Origin of the sequence: Myroides sp. A21 (assembly GCF_000807225.1) — a bacterium.
Classification (GTDB): domain Bacteria; phylum Bacteroidota; class Bacteroidia; order Flavobacteriales; family Flavobacteriaceae; genus Flavobacterium; species Flavobacterium odoratimimum.
The window spans coordinates 2,944,551-2,962,514 of the sequence record NZ_CP010327.1; the positions used below are offsets into that span (position 1 = coordinate 2,944,551).

The window sequence follows — 17,964 nt, forward strand, 5'->3', positions numbered from 1 at the left end:
GCTTAAAAATGACTTCTAAATCTCTTTACCTAATTCTTCCTTTCTGGGTATTAGTATTTGCTATATATGGTTGTGATAATTCAAAAAGGAATGATATTATAAATCATTCTATAAAGGAGTTTCTAAAAAACTATAATACTGATGCGGTAAATGACTTAATGCTAAAACAAGCTGATTCTATAGGAAAACTTGTTTTGTTATTGCCTAATTCCCGTGGTAATAGAGAGATAATAAAGGATTATATAAACAAAACTAAAGCTGATAAAAAGTATTGTGATCGGTTATATGACTATGCAGTTGAAGATCGTGATAGTATAGATATAGCAAATGCTTATTTATTGACAGGTCAGTATTATTTGAGTAATCTTGTATTTGATAGTGCTTACTATTATTATAATCAAGCTGAAAAGCTATATCTCATAAAAAAGGACTCCTTAAATATTAGTTACACTTATTATATAAAGGCCTATGTACTTAATAAAAATGGTGTCTATTCAGAGGCAGAAAAACAAATTCTAAAATCTATTCGCTATAATACCAAAGAAATATCTATTCGAAGACGTCATCAACAGTATTTTACAATTGGAGATGTTTTTAGTGGATTAGGTATGTATGAGGATGCTTTACACTATTATAACCAAGCGTTCGAATTACTTTCAGATAAAACAATATTATCAGAGGAATCAGAAGCGTATATTAATCTTAGCAAAACTTATTTAGTTGATAATGTAGCAAAGGTGTATGTAAAACAAGAAAAGTACCTCAAGGCTAAAGAACTACTATTAGAAGGTATAGCTAAGTATATAAATTTTAATGATGTAACTAGTGAAAGATACTACGCATATTTAGCTATTAGTTTAGCTTCTGCTAAATTAAAAACAAATGATTACAAAGGGATACATGCTTTATTAAGCGAGATAATAGAAATAGGAAAAAGGAATAAGAACCGAATAATTATCCATAAAGCTGAATTAGTTTTGGCAGAATATTATTTTGTAACAGGGCAACTGAATTTAGGCTTCCCTTTAGTTGAAAGAATATTAGAAGAAGTCCGTAGTGTGGGAGATTTTGAAAATCAATTGAAAGCATTAGAATTATTAATATCCTATGATTCTGATAGATCAGACCAGTTTTTTATTGAATATGTTGAAATAAGTAAGAGATTTAAAGGAGAAGGAAATTTAATTCAAAATAGCTTTATAAGAATAAAACAAGAGGCAGACTCTTTGAATGAATTGAATAAAACATTACTAGAGCGAAATAGATTATTAAGTACAATTACTATTAGCTTATTTGTGATTGTTACTATTATTTTATTAGCTTATATATATCATTTAAAGATAAAAAAAATAGGGTTAATCAAGATGTTTCAACAAGATACTGAACAGTATTATAATTCAATTATAAACGTTCAGAAGTATTTGGCTGTAGCAAAAGATAGAGAACGTAAAATAATTGCGAAAGAATTAAACGATGGGGTAGTTAATAGGTTATTTGCAACTCGATTTACATTAATGCAATTAAAGAAAGAAGAAATTGATAATCATAAGGATGTTTTGGTAAATGAAGTTGTTGAAGTAGAGGATTATATAAGGAATATATCTCATAGTCTTGTTAATGAAGAAGGAGGGAAGGTACAGGGATTTCAACAGCTATTACAAGAACTTGTCTTGGTACAGAAAAGACAGTCAAATATTGATTTTAGTATACAAATAGATCCCAAATTGAATCTAGAATGTCTAGATCATAGAAAAAGAATAAATATTTATCGTTCGATACAAGAGGTTTTGTTAAATGTAGCTTTACATTCTAATGCGAGTAAGTGTGTCGTTGATATTAAGCTTAAAACTCCTGTAAGTTTTGAAATAGCGATTACGGATAATGGGACTGGTTTTGATACTAGGTCTATAAAAGGTGGATATGGACTACCGAATGTTAAGGAACGAATAGAGATTATAGAGGGGAAATTATTTGTGATTAGTAAGAAAGGTAGTGGAACGAAAATTCTCTTCATAATTTATTTCTAGAAATACAGAGAAATTAAATAAAGTATGTGTATTTCGTTGTAAATAGTATTATGTATTCGGTAATTAATAGTTAATTATATACTTTTTACTTTTACTAGATTACATATTAATAGTTCTCTATCTTTGTATGCTTTTTTTAATAAGTTATAGTGTCTTGTATTTAAAATGTTTAAACTAAGAGTCTTATATTTTGCAGTCTTGTGTATTTCTATGTCGATGATTCATTGTACACAGACTGAAACCAATAAAGAAGACTTAAAGTTAGAAGAAATAAACGCATTTATAAAGAGTTATAACAGATTTAATCCTACTGATAATGATAAGGCTGCTGCAGACTCTTTAGGTAATGTTATATTAAACCTAAGGAATACTGAGCAGAGCAGAAATGCTTTGCGAAAATATATATTACTAACTAATGCAGATAAGCAGTATATAGAAGAACTCTTTAAGAGGTCTAGAAAAGCAGATGACAAGAAAAATGAAGCGCAAGCTTATTTCTTACGTGGTAAACGTTATGCTCAGAATTTTCAAATAGATAGTACTTATTATAATTACACTAAAGCTGAGTTTTTGTTTAAGTCTATTCAGGATTCTGTAAACTTGCAAGAAGTGTATTCTCATAAAGCTATTATTCTTTTAAATAATAAAATCTTTACTGAAGGACAATCACAGATTCTTAAAGCGATGAATGTTAATAAAGAGCATAAAGATGCTCGTATTAAATATTCAGAATCTATTATAATGGCTAATGCTTTAGTAGGTTTAGAACAATTGCCAGAAGCTTTAAAGCAATTAGAATTATCTTTAAAACTTTTAGATAACCCTGAAATTGTAAAGTTTTTTTTACCTGATGCAATTAGGTTGAACAAAATTACGATTTACTATAATATAGCAGAGGTTTATATTAAGCAAGGCGAGTATAAAAAAGCCCAAAATTTAATACATAATGTTATTGATAAATATATCAATGAAAGTACTATATATGATGAGATGATGTTGGCACATTTGTTATATAACTTAACTCAAGCCGATATTAAGAGTAAACACTATGATGATGTAGAAAAGAATCTTGTTAGAGCAATCGATATACAATTGAAAAACAAGAATCTTCAGGATTATAATTCGTATAAAATTCTTTTAGCAGAGTATTTCTATCTAATTAAAAAAGAAGAACAAGGAAATCAACTTGTAAACGAGGTATTAGAATATGCTCATCAAAATAATAATCTAGGATTAGAAAAAGAAACTCTTACTGTTTTATTAAAATACAAAAAAGAGCAATATAATACCAATTTTGTGAGATACGAGGAGTTGAATAAACTTATACTCGATGAGAATAATGTGATCAAGAATACTTTTGCAAGACTTAGTTTTGAAGCGGATTCTCTAGAAAGAGCAAATGAGCAATTACAAAATCAGAAGAATGTTATTACGATGGTTTCTAGTGCTTTACTTGTACTTGCTATAACTATTTTCTTTGTTATTTTGTTTAGGCAAAAAGCAAAAGAAGTTTCTTTAGTCAAGTTGTTTCAGAAAGACACAGAGAAGTACTATGACTCGATTATCAATGTACAAAATGAATTAGCCGAAGCCCGTAATATAGAGCGTAAAGAAATAGCAAAAGAACTACATGACGGTGTTTTAAATAAGCTATTTGTTACTCGTTTTTTATTAATGCAGGTAAGTAAAGAGTCTGTAGAGACACATAAAGATTCCCTTATTAATGAAGTAAAAGAGGTAGAACAATATATAAGAGATGTTTCTCATGTATTAGGACATGAAGAGGATTTTAAAAATAAAGAGTTTAATGAACTAATTAGGGATCTAGTAGGGATTCAGAATAGAAATCAAGTAACTAAGTTTATATTATTTATGTCTAATGATATTCGCTTTAGTAGGTTAAGTATTAAGTTTAAAGTTCATATTTATAGAATTATACAAGAGTGTTTACAGAATGTACAGAAACATGCTAAGGCAACAGAATGTCAAGTATCTATACTGTTAAGAGAAGAAACGAGATTTGAGGTAATTATTAAAGATAATGGAGTAGGTTTTGATACAGATATAGTAAAGAGAGGGCTTGGATTTACTAATATAAAAGTAAGAACCCAATTGATGAATAGTAAGATTAATATTTCAAGTACAGAAGGTAAAGGAACTAGTATTTCTTTTACTATTGATTTAAACGAGTCAGTAGAGTGCTAGAATCTTGGTATTAGATAAATGAGAGAGGTCGCTATTAAGCGACCTCTCTCATTTATTATTCTTCACTAGTGAAGTTTATTCTTTTAGAAAAGTACATTAGTATGGCGATGATGGTGAATAATCCAATACTACCGACAATAAGTGCAGCTTCTTTTAATTGTAATAGGAAGAATAGAAATGCATATAACACAAATAATAATCCAAATATAGTTGCTGCAATACGCTTGTTTTTGCTCAATCCAAAGATAAATGATGTAATCAAAATTATAGTCGCTGATGCTGAAATAATATAAGCATAACTAAAGCCTATATATTCTGCAAAGGATAGGAGTAAGACGAAATTGATACATAAAGCTAACCCCACTAATGTGTAGTGTAAGATATTGATACTTAGGTTTTTTATATTCTCCATAAAAAAGAAGGTAGCGAAGGTTAAGCCTATAAATAGTAAAGCATATTTAGTAGCTCGGTTTACTTTGCTATAAAAGTCATTCATTTGTAGAAATTTCATTCCAAAACTATAATCTGTCAACTGGGTAATTGTATTTAGATCAGAGCTGATTGGTATAGATTGAAAAATTGTCCATTTTGAATGCTCGTTTACGCTTTGTTTTTCATCGTTATCAGGTAGATAGTTTCCAATATATTTGATATCCTTATAGTCAGAAGTGACATTGACATTAGTCTGTTTAGCAGTTGCTAGAAAGTTAATCTCTGTAGAACCCTTTAACTGAATAGGAAAATTAATATTACTCAAATCTATATCCTCTTTATTGATATCGTAACTTAAGAAAGCAATACTAGAATTGATCCTTAGAGATCTATCCTGCTCAAAGTATTGTTGAGGGTTTTTATTGATAAGAATCTCTTGAGTGAAACCTTTACTATCTGATACAGAGAAGACAATCTTCGCATTTGTAAATGCTTCCTTATCTGCTAGATTTAACGTAGAGGCTAATTCATCTAGCGTAGGGAAGCTAGCTTTTACATTTAAGTTAGTGTTATAAAGTGCTACTTCATATAAGCTTCTTTTTTTAATTTGTGTTTTTATATCACCTGTAAAATCTTGTTTGATAGGAGTTTGTAAATAACTGTTTAATTGTTTCATTACTTTTCCATCCTCAGTAAGATGATTAGTATAGTATTCTACAAGGACAAAAGGACCGTATATGGTTTGTTTTTGTCCCCATTTAGAGGTTACTTCAGTCGTTACTTCACTCTGAAAGCTTTCACGTTCGGAGATTAGACTACTGATAAAAGGTAGTGTGATAAGTAACATAAGAGATAATACACTGATTATAACTCCTTTGATCATTGGTTTGTAATTTTCTTTTTTCATTTTATTAGAATTAAAAGTACTTTGTTTTTCAAAGTTGATGGGTAAAAAAATTATTTAAGCTTTTTAATTAAATTTTCTAAATAGGCTAGGTGTTGTTTAAAGGCAAGCTTACCTTCTTCAGTCACTGTATAAGTAGTATTTGTTTTTCTTCCAACAAACCCTTTTGTAACCGTTATATAATTACTTTCTTCTAGGTTCTTTAAATGAGAGGCAAGGTTTCCATCTGTTAGGTCCAGATATTCTTTTAGATCTTTAAACGATAGGAAATCATTGACCATTAATCCACTCATAATACCTACGCGGATACGATTGTCAAAGACTTTGTTTAATTTTTCTAAATCGAATTTCATATTTGTGTTATAATTTATTTATCGTACTTATTCCATAAAATAATCCCGTAAAGCAAATGTACTAAACCGAACCCTATTGCCCATAGTAAAAGTGTGTAATCTAAGAAATAGAACGCTAGTAAACCTAAGACTATTTCTAGTGCAGCGATTGCTTTTACTTCTTTGACAGTGTCTTCTTGAACGCTAAATAGTGCTAACCCATAGAATAATAGTGTAGTAGGTAAAGCAAATTGTAGTAAATGATACTTATGTAATATTAAGCATAGAATTCCGGCTATTATTAGCGGAATAGAGAAGCGTACTAATAAACGCTTAGTGACTTGATTTAAAAATGATTTACCTTGTTTGCGTGTTTTGCGTATTGTGAAGTAAAATCCACCTACCACAGCAATGACAAAAGTAGTGATAGCTAGCACTAATAGCATTTCTGCAGTATAAGCAGTTTGGTATGAATCCTCTAGTGTTAGATTTTCATAAGAGTACGTAGAGCTTGTCTGCCAATAGTATAAAACAGTTGCAGCAATAAGCCCACATAGACCTACCCATATACCGCTCCAACCACTAAGGCTTAAAAACTTAGTAGAGCGTTCCATTATCGACTTGATTTGATTTAAATCTTCAATAGCTTTATTTGTCATAGTAAAAGTACTTTGAAATACAAAGTTAATAAAATAATGATATGTGAAACAAAAAAGTAAATATTTATTTTAAAGACTATAAATCTATACTAACGTTCTCCATTATAATCTTAAACGAGTACTTATAGCTAATTCAAAAATTATTTAAATACTATGTAAATTTGCTTGTTTTGATAAGTAAATTAGGTGTAATAAATAGCTTTAACTCAAAAAATCAAAGCAATGAAGATAAATCTAATTTTTAAAAAATAGGCAGTGTTCGCATAGTTATCGCATAGTGATGGCATACTGCTCGCATATTTTTGATGGTTTTTTATGCGACCGCTATGCGATAAAATTGTAATCCATATGCTATTACTGTACTAATGTTTCTAAAAGCAGTGGTATTGATGCTTTTTAGAAGTTGTTCTTTATCTAGGTAGGCGTTTGAGCTGTATTTTATGTCAGTTTACGTTTAAATGAAAGAATCATAAAGCGTAAATTTGTTACTTGCAGTCAATTAAATAATGAATTATGACACAGATTACTTCCTATACTTTCTCCACAGCTAAAGCTTTGACAGCAGAGCAGAGCATAGACTATAATCATCAAGTAGATCAGTTTAATGTTTGGCCTGCTTATGTATTAGCAGATACAGTGAATCTAACATATTGGGATAGTATATATGAGTTGTTCGCTGATTATCAGTTTTATCTTTTAGAAGGAAATGTAGTTGTTGGTAATGGAAATTGTATTCCACTTCATCTTACTGCAGAGGAGTTAGCTGACTTACCTGAGGGAGGATGGGATTGGGCTTTGGAAAAGGCTGTTAAAGATCATGAGAAAGGATTAATCCCAAATACACTTTGCGCATTGCAGATTGGGCTCAATAAGAATTATCAAGGTAAAGGCATTAGTCATCAGCTAATTCAATATATGAAAAGCATTGCTTTGTCTACAGAAATGAATGCTTTTATACTGCCTATTAGACCTAACTTAAAGACGAATTTTCCTTTGATTTCAATGGATGATTATATCCAATGGAAGAATAATGATGGTTTGCCTTATGATGCATGGATACGTACACATATAAAAGGAGGTGCTCATGTCGTAAAGATTTGTCAGCGTTCTATGGTTGTTGAAGGAAGTATCGCCGAGTGGGAGCAATGGGCTAATATGAAGTTCAGAAGCTCTGGTCAATACATCTTACCTGTATTGCTTAATCCTATTCAGATAGATTTAGAAATGGATAAAGGTGAATATATAGAAGCTAATGTATGGATGAGATATGAATTAGGTTAACGCTATAGGATTGTATAACGGGATATAGGGGAGAACTATGTGTTGTTGATTTAAGCATAAGTAACTCAAATCTTTTGAGGGGGGTAGTGAAATTAGCGAATATTTATTATATTGGCATTCTACAAAAACTAAAAAATTATGCAACAAAATACACCCTATACGCCTACTAACAAGGTGCGTATAGTTACTGCGGCGGCTTTATTTGATGGCCATGATGCGGCGATTAATATTATGCGTCGTATCATTCAATCGACGGGATGTGAGGTTATTCACTTAGGACATGATAAGAGCGTTGAAGAGGTAGTGAATACAGCTATCCAAGAAGATGCTAATGCGATTGCAATGACTTCATATCAAGGAGGTCATAACGAGTATTTTAAATATATGTACGACCTGCTACAAGAAAAAGGAGCAGGACATATCCGAATCGTTGGAGGAGGAGGAGGAGTAATTCTTCCTAGTGAGATAAAGGAGTTAATGGATTATGGTATCACACGCTTATATTCTCCAGATGATGGACGAGCGATGGGATTACAAGGGATGATTAACGATATGGTAGGGAAGGCTGACTATCCTACAATGGACTTGCAATTACCAGAGGGAAAAGATGTATATCAATCTTTGGCAGATAAAGATGTTACTACGATTGCTCGTTTAATTTCGTTAGCTGAAAATAGAGAAGAAGATTTCCTTAAAGTATTCCAATACGACGAAAAGAAACATAAGAATACACCTATATTAGGTATTACAGGAACGGGAGGAGCAGGTAAGTCATCTATGGTAGATGAGTTAGTTCGCCGTTTCTTGATTGACTTCCCTGAAAAAACAGTTGCACTAGTATCTGTTGACCCTTCTAAGCGTAAGACAGGAGGAGCTTTATTAGGAGATCGTATTCGTATGAACTCGATTAATAATCCTCGTGTGTTTATGCGTTCTCTGGCTACTCGTCAGTCTAACTTAGCGTTATCTCGTTATGTTGAAGAAACACTTCAAGTACTTCAGGTTGCCAATTATGATTTAATTATTCTTGAAACATCGGGAATTGGTCAGTCAGACACGGAGATTTTAGATCACTCAGATGCTTCTTTATACATTATGACTCCAGAGTTCGGAGCGGCTACGCAGTTAGAAAAGATTGATATGCTTGACTTCGCTGATATCGTTGCAATCAATAAGTTTGATAAGCGTGGGGCATTAGATGCTATTAGAGATGTAAAGAAACAATACCAACGCAACCATAACTTATGGGATGTAAACCCAGACGAAATGCCTGTATTTGGTACGATTGCTTCTCAGTTTAACGATCCTGGTACCAATGCTTTGTATAAAGCGATTATGGATAAAGTGGTAGAGAAGACAGGAGCAGACTTAAAGTCTAGTTTCGAAATCACTAAGGAGATGAGTGAGAAGGTATTTGTGATACCTCCTAACCGTACACGTTACTTATCTGAGATAGCGGAGAACAACCGTAAATATGATGAGACGGTATTAACTCAAAAAGAGGTAGCTCAGAAGCTATACGGTATTTTTAAAACAGTAGAAACAGTAGCTGGTAAATTGCCAGAAATAGACAAGTCAGGAATCGTAGAAGAAACAATAGTTTCTAAAGATGCTGATACACAATTGTTCATCAACCTTCTGTTAAAGGAGTTTGATAAGGTGAAGATGAACTTAGACCCTTATAACTGGGAAGTGATTTTGACATGGGATCAGAAGGTGAACAAGTATAAAAACCCTGTGTACTCATTCAAAGTACGTGATAAGGAAATCAAGATAGCTACGCATTCAGAAAGTTTATCACATTTACAGATTCCTAAGATTGCACTGCCTAAGTATGAAGCTTGGGGAGATATCTTGCGTTGGTCATTACAAGAGAATGTACCAGGAGAATTTCCGTTTACTTCAGGACTTTATCCGTTTAAGCGTGAAGGAGAAGATCCTACACGTATGTTTGCGGGAGAAGGAGGGCCAGAGCGTACCAATAGACGTTTTCACTATGTGTCATTAGGTATGCCTGCTAAACGTCTATCTACTGCATTTGACTCTGTGACTTTATATGGTAATGATCCAGGACATCGCCCTGATATTTATGGTAAGATTGGTAATGCTGGGGTTTCTATCTGTTGTTTGGATGATGCGAAGAAGTTGTATTCAGGGTTTAACCTAGCACATGCTTTGACATCAGTATCGATGACTATTAACGGGCCAGCACCAATGTTATTAGGATTCTTTATGAATGCTGCTATTGATCAACAGTGTGAAATCTATATCAAAGACAATGACTTAGTAGCGGAAGTTGAAGCAAAGATTGAAGCTATTTATAAAGTAAAAGGTGTAGAGAGACCTCGTTATAATGGTGAATTACCAGAAGGAAATGATGGTTTAGGACTGATGCTTTTAGGAGTAACAGGAGATCAAGTATTGCCAAAAGAGGTGTATGCTGAGATTAAAAAGAATACTTTATCACAAGTTCGTGGTACAGTACAAGCAGATATCTTAAAAGAAGATCAGGCTCAGAACACTTGTATCTTCTCTACGGAGTTTGCACTTCGTTTAATGGGAGATGTGCAAGAGTACTTCATTGAGAAAAACGTGCGTAACTTCTACTCTGTGTCTATCTCAGGATACCACATTGCAGAAGCTGGAGCTAACCCTATTACCCAGTTGGCATTTACATTAGCGAACGGATTTACTTATGTAGAATATTATTTAAGTAGAGGAATGGATATTAATGACTTCGGGCCAAACTTATCGTTCTTCTTCTCGAATGGTATTGATCCTGAGTATGCAGTAATTGGTCGTGTAGCGCGTCGTATTTGGGCAAAAGCACTGAAAAATAAGTATGGTGCTAATGAACGTGCACAGATGCTTAAATATCATATTCAGACTTCAGGGCGTTCATTACACGCACAAGAGATTGACTTTAATGATATCCGTACTACACTTCAAGCGTTGTATGCTATCTATGACAACTGTAATTCACTTCACACTAACGCGTATGACGAGGCTATTACGACTCCTACGGAAGAATCTGTGCGTAGAGCTATGGCAATACAGTTAATCATAAATAAAGAGCTAGGATTGGCTAAAAACGAGAATCCAATACAAGGGTCATTTATTATTGAAGAATTAACGGATTTAGTAGAAGCTGCTGTATTAGCAGAATTTGATAGAATTACAGAAAGAGGAGGAGTGTTAGGAGCAATGGAGACCATGTACCAACGTTCTAAGATTCAAGAAGAGTCATTGTACTATGAAACATTAAAACACAATGGGACTTTCCCTATTATTGGAGTGAATACTTTCTTGAGTTCAAAAGGATCTCCGACAGTGGTTCCTGCTGAAGTTATCCGTGCAACAGAGGAGGAGAAACTATTCCAAATCAAAACAAAAGAGAATTTGAATAAGGCTAATGAAGCTTTAGTAAAAGAAGAATTAGAGCGTATTCAAGAAGTAGCTATTCAAAATGGCAATATATTCGAAGCGCTAATGGATGCTTCTAAAGTCTGTTCGTTAGGTCAGATAACTTCAGCATTATTTGAAGTAGGAGGACAATATAGACGTAATATGTAAGATTAATTTCTCGCTTATTTATATAAAGCCTGTGGACTGAATGTTCACAGGCTTTTTTTTGGTTTTCGGTGACTAGTATAGACGCAGTACTTTGCGTGTCACACAAGTTAAGAACAAATCTAAAAGCTGTATTATGTGACACGGAAGATATTCCGTCTCTACCTTATGTAGATTGTATTTTGACCTAGTGCTAATGGAGTGATACGACATATATTATGTGACACGGAAGATATTCCGTCTCTACTTTATGTAGATTGTAGTTTGACCTAGTGCTATATTACTTACAATGGAGTGATACGACATATATTATGTGACACGGAAGATATTCCGTCTCTACTTTATGTAGATTGTATTTTGACCTAGTGCTAATGGAGTGATACGATATATATTATGTGATACGGAAGATATTCCGTCTCTACTTTATGTAGATTGTATTTTGACCTAGTGCTAATGGAGTGATACGACATATATTATGTGACACAGAAGATATTCCGTCTCTACTTTATGTAGATTGTATTTTGACCTAGTGCTAATGGAGTGATACGACATATATTATGTGACACAGAAGATATTCTGTCTCTACCTTATGTAGATTGTATTTTGACCTAGTGCTATATTACTTACAATGAAGTGATACGACATATATTATGTGACACGGAAGATATTCCGTCTCTACCTTATGTAGATTGTATTTTGACCTAGTGCTATATTACTTACAATGGAGTGATATGACATATATTATGTGACACGGAAGATATTCCGTCTCTACCTTATGTAGATTGTATTTTGACCTAGTGCTATATTGCTTACAATGGAATGATATGACATATATTATGCGACACAGAAGATATTCCGTCTCTACTTTATGTAGATTGTAGTTTGACCTAGTGCTATATTACTTACAATGGAGTGATATGACATATATTATGCGATACGGAAGATATTCCGTCTCTACTTTATGTAGATTGTATTTTGACCTAGTGCTATATTACTTACAATGAGGTGATACGGACATATATTATGTGACACGGAAGATATTCCGTCTCTACTTTATGTAGATTGTAATTTGACCTAGTGCTATATTACTTACAATGAAGTGATACGATATATATTATGTGACACGGAAGATATTCCATCTCTACCTTATGTAGATTGTATTTTGACCTAGTGCTATATTACTTACAATGAAGTGATACGATATATGTTATGTGACACGGAAGATATTCCGTCTCTACTTTATCCAGATTCTAGGTGTACATATTTGGATATCCTTTACAGAATAGGGTACACAAAAAAACGCCCTGCTAAAGATCTAGTAGGGCGTTTTTAAATATATACTATAAACGATTAGTATTATCTCAATTGAGCTTGTAAAACATTTTCTAATTGGTATTTTACTTTACCCATGATTTTGTCTACTTGACTATCAGTAAGTGTTTTTGTAACATCTTCCATGATAATAGAGATAGCGTATGATTTCTTACCATCTTCGATTTTCTCTCCTTGGTAAACGTCAAATAAAGTTACGTCTTTGATGACTGCTTTATCTACTTGTTTTACTAGGTTATAGATCTCTTCGAAAGTTACCGCTTCGTTGATTAATAAAGCATAATCACGTTTAACTGAAGGGAATTTATTGATTTCAGCAATTTTGATTTTAGCAGAAACTACTTTTAATACATTATCCCAGTTAAATTCAGCGTAACAAACTTCTTGTTTGATATCAAAGTGTTTGGTTACTGATTTCTTCAGAATACCGAACTCTACGATTAATTCTTTTCCTATATAGTAAGCAATACCTTCTGAGAATAAATCTGATTCTATAGGTTGAGTACTTATCTTAGCTAAGCCTAAACGAGTGATAATACCATTGATATACCCTTTGAAGTCAAAGAAGCTAATTGTTTTTTGTTCAGAGTTCCAGCTTGCTTTCGTGATATTACCTGTAGCAAATACTGAAAAACGTTTGTACTCTTCGAAGTTGTTAAGCATCTTGTGGTATGTTTTACCAAACTCGAAGAATTTTAAATCACCACGTTTTCTATTTACGTTGTAAGAGATAGACTCTAATCCACCGAATAATAACGACTGTCTCATTACTGATAAGTCATGACTTAGTGGGTTAAGGATATCTACTTGGTAATTAGATTTAATATTTTCGCTTAACTCTGTGTAATCAGGGGTAGTCAATGAGTTATTCATAATCTCATTAAACCCTTGTGCTACCAACTGCTGAGCCACAATATTTGTTACTCTATGATCTTCTGTTCTAGAACTATTAGCGATAGTTGCATTTAATTTAGAAGAGAAAGTAATATTGTTAAATCCATATACTCTCAAGATTTCTTCTATAACGTCGATCTCTCTAGTTACATCAGCACGATAAGCAGGAACAGTAATACCTATACCTACATCAGACATACTGTGAACTTTAATATCTAGTGATACTAAGATTTTCTTGATTGTTTCTTTAGAAATTTCTTCTCCTAATAATCTATTGATATTATTGAAGTTTAAGAATACAGAATGTTCTTCTACTTTCTTAGGGTATAAGTCGATAATATCAGAAGTGATTTCTCCTCCAGCTACTTGTTGGATTAATAAAGCGGCATGTTTAAGAGCATATTCAGTAATAGCAGGGTCAACACCTCTCTCAAAACGGAAAGATGAGTCTGTATTAAGACCATGTCTTTTTGCTGCTTTTCTTACCGTAACAGGATTAAAATAAGCACTTTCTAAGAAAATATTTGATGTGCTTTCAGAAACAGCAGATTTGCTACCTCCGAATACACCTGCCATACACATTGGTCCATTCTCATCACAGATCATTAAGTCATCTTCGTGAAGAGTTCTTTCTACTCCGTCTAGAGTTACGAACTTAGTGCCTGCAGCGACAGTTTTTACGATTACTTTACCACCTTTTATTTTAGCAGCATCAAAAGCATGTAATGGTTGTCCTAAATCATGTAAAACGTAATTGGTAACGTCTACGATATTGTTTTTAGGAGTAATACCGATTGCTTTCAATCTATTTTGTAACCAGTCTGGAGAAGGTTTTACTTCTATACCAGAGATTGTTACACCACAGTAACGAGGTGCCTTTTTATAGTCTTCAACACTAACATCAATCTTAAGTGTTCTTCTTTCAACTTTAAATTTGCTAACAGAAGGAGTGATTAATTCTTTGTGTTGAGTTTCTTCTTTAGAATTTTGTAGTAGACCAGCTCTTAAGTCACGTGCTACTCCCCAGTGGCTCATAGCATCAGAGCGGTTAGGAGTAAGACCGATTTCAAAAACTTCGTCTGTCGCGATATTAAATAAAGTAGCAGCTGGTGTTCCAGGCTCCCATTTATCTTCTAAAACTAAAATACCGCTTCCATCTGTACCTAAACCAAGTTCTACTTCAGAGCAAATCATACCAAAGCTTTCTTCTCCACGAATCTTGCCTTTTTTGATTTGGAATGCATTTCCTTCTGCATCGAACAATTCTGTACCAATAGTAGCAACCGGTACTTTTTGCCCTGCAGCAACGTTCGGCGCACCACATACGATTTGTACTGGCTCACCTGTTCCTAAATCAACTTTTGTTACGTTTAATTTGTCTGCATTTGGATGTTTTGTACAAGATAATACGTGTCCAACAACAACTCCTCTTAGACCACCTTTAAGACTCTCATATGTAGTGATTCCTTCTACCTCAAGACCTAAGTCTGTTAAGATTTCTGAAGTTTCTTCTGGTGTTATGTCTAATTTAATGAATTGTTTTAACCAATTGTATGAAATATGCATTCGAGAATATTTTTTTATAAGTACGCAAATATACGCATTGCCAAAGTTTAAGTAAAATTATTTGTGATGAAAAAATCACAAATTAGCGTTAAGTGAAGAAATTATAGAAATTTCTGTTTAATATCCTCACTTGGTATCATACAGCTTTCTTTTTTTCCATACCATTTGTATCTGTTTTTAGCGATATATTCATATAGAGCATCTGTGATACCTGTTGGTAAGAATGAGAATATGCCGATCAGGGAGTACTTGCCCCCTAGAGCAGAAGCAATTTCAAAGGCTGCTTTTGATTTGATAAAATAGGCTACACCTGGTTCATAAAGAACGATGCTGTCTATCTTATTGCGATCAATACCGATATAGTTTAGAATCTCTTTCCCTTTTTCTGAATCTAAGGCTACGAATCTAAATTGATCTTGGTGATCTGCTTTAATAACCTTATTGACGGTGCTGTCACATAAGTTGCAAACACCGTCAAATAAGATGATTTTTTTATTGCGAGGTATATCTAACATTATTTTTTGCGTTCTACCATTTCTAGTTGATCAAGGCTTACTTTAGAAGTAAAGATACCATAATTAACTGTTGCTTTATTTTTTTCGATTACATCGATTGTTCCCACTGAACGACCATCTATCATACGAACGCGGTCTCCCACTTTAAGAGGGAAGTTGGTTTTCTTCTGTGCATCTTGTAGTTGCTTTTTCGCCTTCTCTTCTTTCTTCTCTTTGCGAATCACTTCTACTTTTTGTTCCACTTCCTTAATTAGCTCTTTTTGTTGAGCTTCTTTTTCTTTTTTCTCTTTTATGGTAACCTTCTTACGTTTAGAATTTTCAATTTCTACTACTTTTAGAACTTCTCCAAAAAGAGTTTTCTTACTTTTATTATTAAAGTATTTTTCAGACAAATCATCTAAGCGTTGACCTAGTGCTACTAAACGTTGATTAGAATCAAATAATTCCTGATAACGCTCTAGTTTCTCTTGAATCTTAGCATTGATGGTCTCCATTTTCTTACTCTCATCTCTTGCCTTAGTCTCTTCCTCTTTTAAGTTCTGAGAAGTACGTTCTAGTTTATGTCTTTCTTTCTGTAGATTAGCGATAGTCTTGTCAAATCGAACTTTATCTCCTTCTACTTTTTTCTTGGCTCTATTAATTAAGCTAAACGGAATACCATTTTTCTGTGCAACTTCGAAGGTAAACGAGCTACCTGCTTGTCCAACGTTTAGTTTATACATTGGTTCTAATGATTTCTCATCAAATAGCATATTGGCATTCGTAGCATTCGGTAATTCATCTGCTAGTATTTTTAGATTGGTATAGTGAGTCGTAATAATACCATAAGCCTCTCTATCATAGAATTCTTCTAAGAACACTTCTGCTAATGCACCTCCTAGTTCTGGATCAGATCCTGTACCAAACTCATCAATTAAGAATAGCGTATTATCGTTACATTTCTTTAAGAAATAATTCATGTTCTTAAGTCTATAACTGTAAGTACTTAGGTGATTCTCTATAGATTGATTGTCTCCAATATCTGTTAGTATTCTATCGAATAAGAATGTTTTACTTCTTTCGTGTACCGGAATAAGTAATCCAGACTGTAACATTAGCTGTAATAACCCTACTGTTTTTAGCGTGATACTCTTACCACCAGCATTTGGTCCAGAGATAACGATTATTCTACTGTTTTGCTCTAGATTAATTGTTTGTGGATAGGTAGGTTTATTCTTCGCTCTATTGTTTAACAATAAAATAGGGTGATAAGCTTCTCTAAAGTACATTTCTCTTTCTTTGCTAATCTCAGGTAGTAGACCGTTGATTTTATTGGCATACTTCGCTTTTCCAGCAGTAACATCGATATAGGTTAAGAAGCTTTGATACTCTAAAAGTAGATCTCTAAAAGGGCGAATAGCATCTGTTAGGTTTTTTAGAATACGTACGATTTCTTCGCGTTCTTCATATTCTAGGTTGTTTAACTCTCTAGAGAATCTCAAAGTAGCTTCAGGTTCGATATAGACAATACTTCCCGTTTTAGACGTTCCTAATACACTTCCTTTTACTTTGCGTCTATGCATAGCGATTACCGCTAGTACACGTCTGTTTTCTACCACAGTTTCTCTGATATCATCTAGATATCCAGAACTGTTGTATTGTGTAAGTGCTGCGCCAAAACTTTGGTTTATTTTACCACGAACTATATTGATGTTTTTGCGGATATTCAATAAATCTAACGAAGCATTGTCTTTGATTTCACCATATTTATCCAGGACATTATCTATCTCTTTAAGAATAGATTTCTCTAAAGGCGTTTGTTCAGCCTCATGGTATAAATTAGGATAGTACTCCTCGAATTTTTTTAAATAAGAGATTAGGGTAATTGTGGTGTCTGTTAGGGTTTGTATCTTTTTAAAGCTACTTACTTCTAAGAAACTATTTTCAATTCCTAAAAACTTTAATTCGTAGTCTATACTGTCAAAGTAGTGATTCGGGATAATATTATTATTGGTAAATGAAGAAACGTATTCTGAAGTCTGCTTTAATGCTCTCATTGTTCCTGCTTCTGTTTTAAGCGGGCATATCTCCATAGCAGCTTCTTTACCAGCCTCTGTAGTACAAAGAGCTGATACTGTTTCTAATACCGTATTGAATTCTAAATCTTGTAATGTTTTTTTGTTTATTGATGTCATTTTATTAAAATGAGAATATGTACAAAAATAACATTATTTGAGTGAATTAAAGATTTTTAATTCATTACAGACA

10 protein-coding genes are annotated in these 17,964 nt (G+C 33.1%); 4 read left to right on the top strand and 6 right to left on the bottom strand.

From position 1 onward, the window contains the following. Window positions 1-8 precede the first annotated feature (8 nt). Complete coding sequence (locus MYRA21_RS13220; RefSeq protein WP_039329350.1) at window positions 9-2,027, top strand: ATP-binding protein; 2,019 nt, start codon at window positions 9-11, stop codon at window positions 2,025-2,027. Window positions 2,028-2,243: 216 nt separating this feature from the next. Further along, entirely contained in the window at window positions 2,244-4,232 is a 1,989-nt protein-coding gene (locus MYRA21_RS13225) for an ATP-binding protein (RefSeq protein ID WP_235279923.1), read from the top strand. A 55-nt stretch (window positions 4,233-4,287) separates the two neighbouring features. Here the strand turns inward: MYRA21_RS13225 and creD are convergent, their stop codons facing one another. Genes creD through MYRA21_RS13240 form a run of 3 tightly spaced genes read right to left on the bottom strand, consistent with a single transcriptional unit; the run spans window position 4,288 to window position 6,559 of the window. Next, entirely contained in the window at window positions 4,288-5,571 is a 1,284-nt protein-coding gene (gene creD / locus MYRA21_RS13230; protein ID WP_006259079.1) for a cell envelope integrity protein CreD, read from the bottom strand. A 50-nt stretch (window positions 5,572-5,621) separates the two neighbouring features. Further along, a complete protein-coding gene (locus MYRA21_RS13235; protein ID WP_016649523.1) occupies window positions 5,622-5,921 on the bottom strand; it encodes a transcriptional regulator in 300 nt (99 codons plus the stop codon). Window positions 5,922-5,935: 14 nt separating this feature from the next. Beyond that, window positions 5,936-6,559, bottom strand: a complete 624-nt coding sequence (locus MYRA21_RS13240; protein WP_016649522.1) for a hypothetical protein — start codon at window positions 6,557-6,559, stop codon at window positions 5,936-5,938. A 513-nt stretch (window positions 6,560-7,072) separates the two neighbouring features. Here MYRA21_RS13240 and MYRA21_RS13245 point away from each other — a divergent pair. Continuing rightward, window positions 7,073-7,840, top strand: coding sequence for a hypothetical protein (locus MYRA21_RS13245; protein WP_016649521.1), 768 nt, complete (start codon window positions 7,073-7,075; stop codon window positions 7,838-7,840). A 138-nt stretch (window positions 7,841-7,978) separates the two neighbouring features. Beyond that, complete coding sequence (locus tag MYRA21_RS13250) at window positions 7,979-11,413, top strand: methylmalonyl-CoA mutase family protein (RefSeq protein WP_039329357.1); 3,435 nt, start codon at window positions 7,979-7,981, stop codon at window positions 11,411-11,413. A 1,353-nt stretch (window positions 11,414-12,766) separates the two neighbouring features. Here the strand turns inward: MYRA21_RS13250 and pheT are convergent. The 3 genes from pheT to MYRA21_RS13265 form a co-directional block, all read right to left on the bottom strand. After that, a complete protein-coding gene (gene pheT, locus MYRA21_RS13255; protein ID WP_039329359.1) occupies window positions 12,767-15,202 on the bottom strand; it encodes a phenylalanine--tRNA ligase subunit beta in 2,436 nt (811 codons plus the stop codon). 101 nt (window positions 15,203-15,303) lie between these two features. Then, window positions 15,304-15,717 carry a thiol-disulfide oxidoreductase DCC family protein gene (locus MYRA21_RS13260; protein WP_016649519.1) on the bottom strand — a complete coding sequence of 138 codons (414 nt, stop codon included), beginning with the start codon at window positions 15,715-15,717 and terminating at the stop codon, window positions 15,304-15,306. Then, window positions 15,717-17,891, bottom strand: coding sequence for a DNA mismatch repair protein MutS (locus MYRA21_RS13265; protein WP_025124189.1), 2,175 nt, complete (start codon window positions 17,889-17,891; stop codon window positions 15,717-15,719). The genes MYRA21_RS13260 and MYRA21_RS13265 overlap by 1 nt, the downstream gene beginning before the upstream one ends. Window positions 17,892-17,964: the final 73 nt, after the last annotated feature.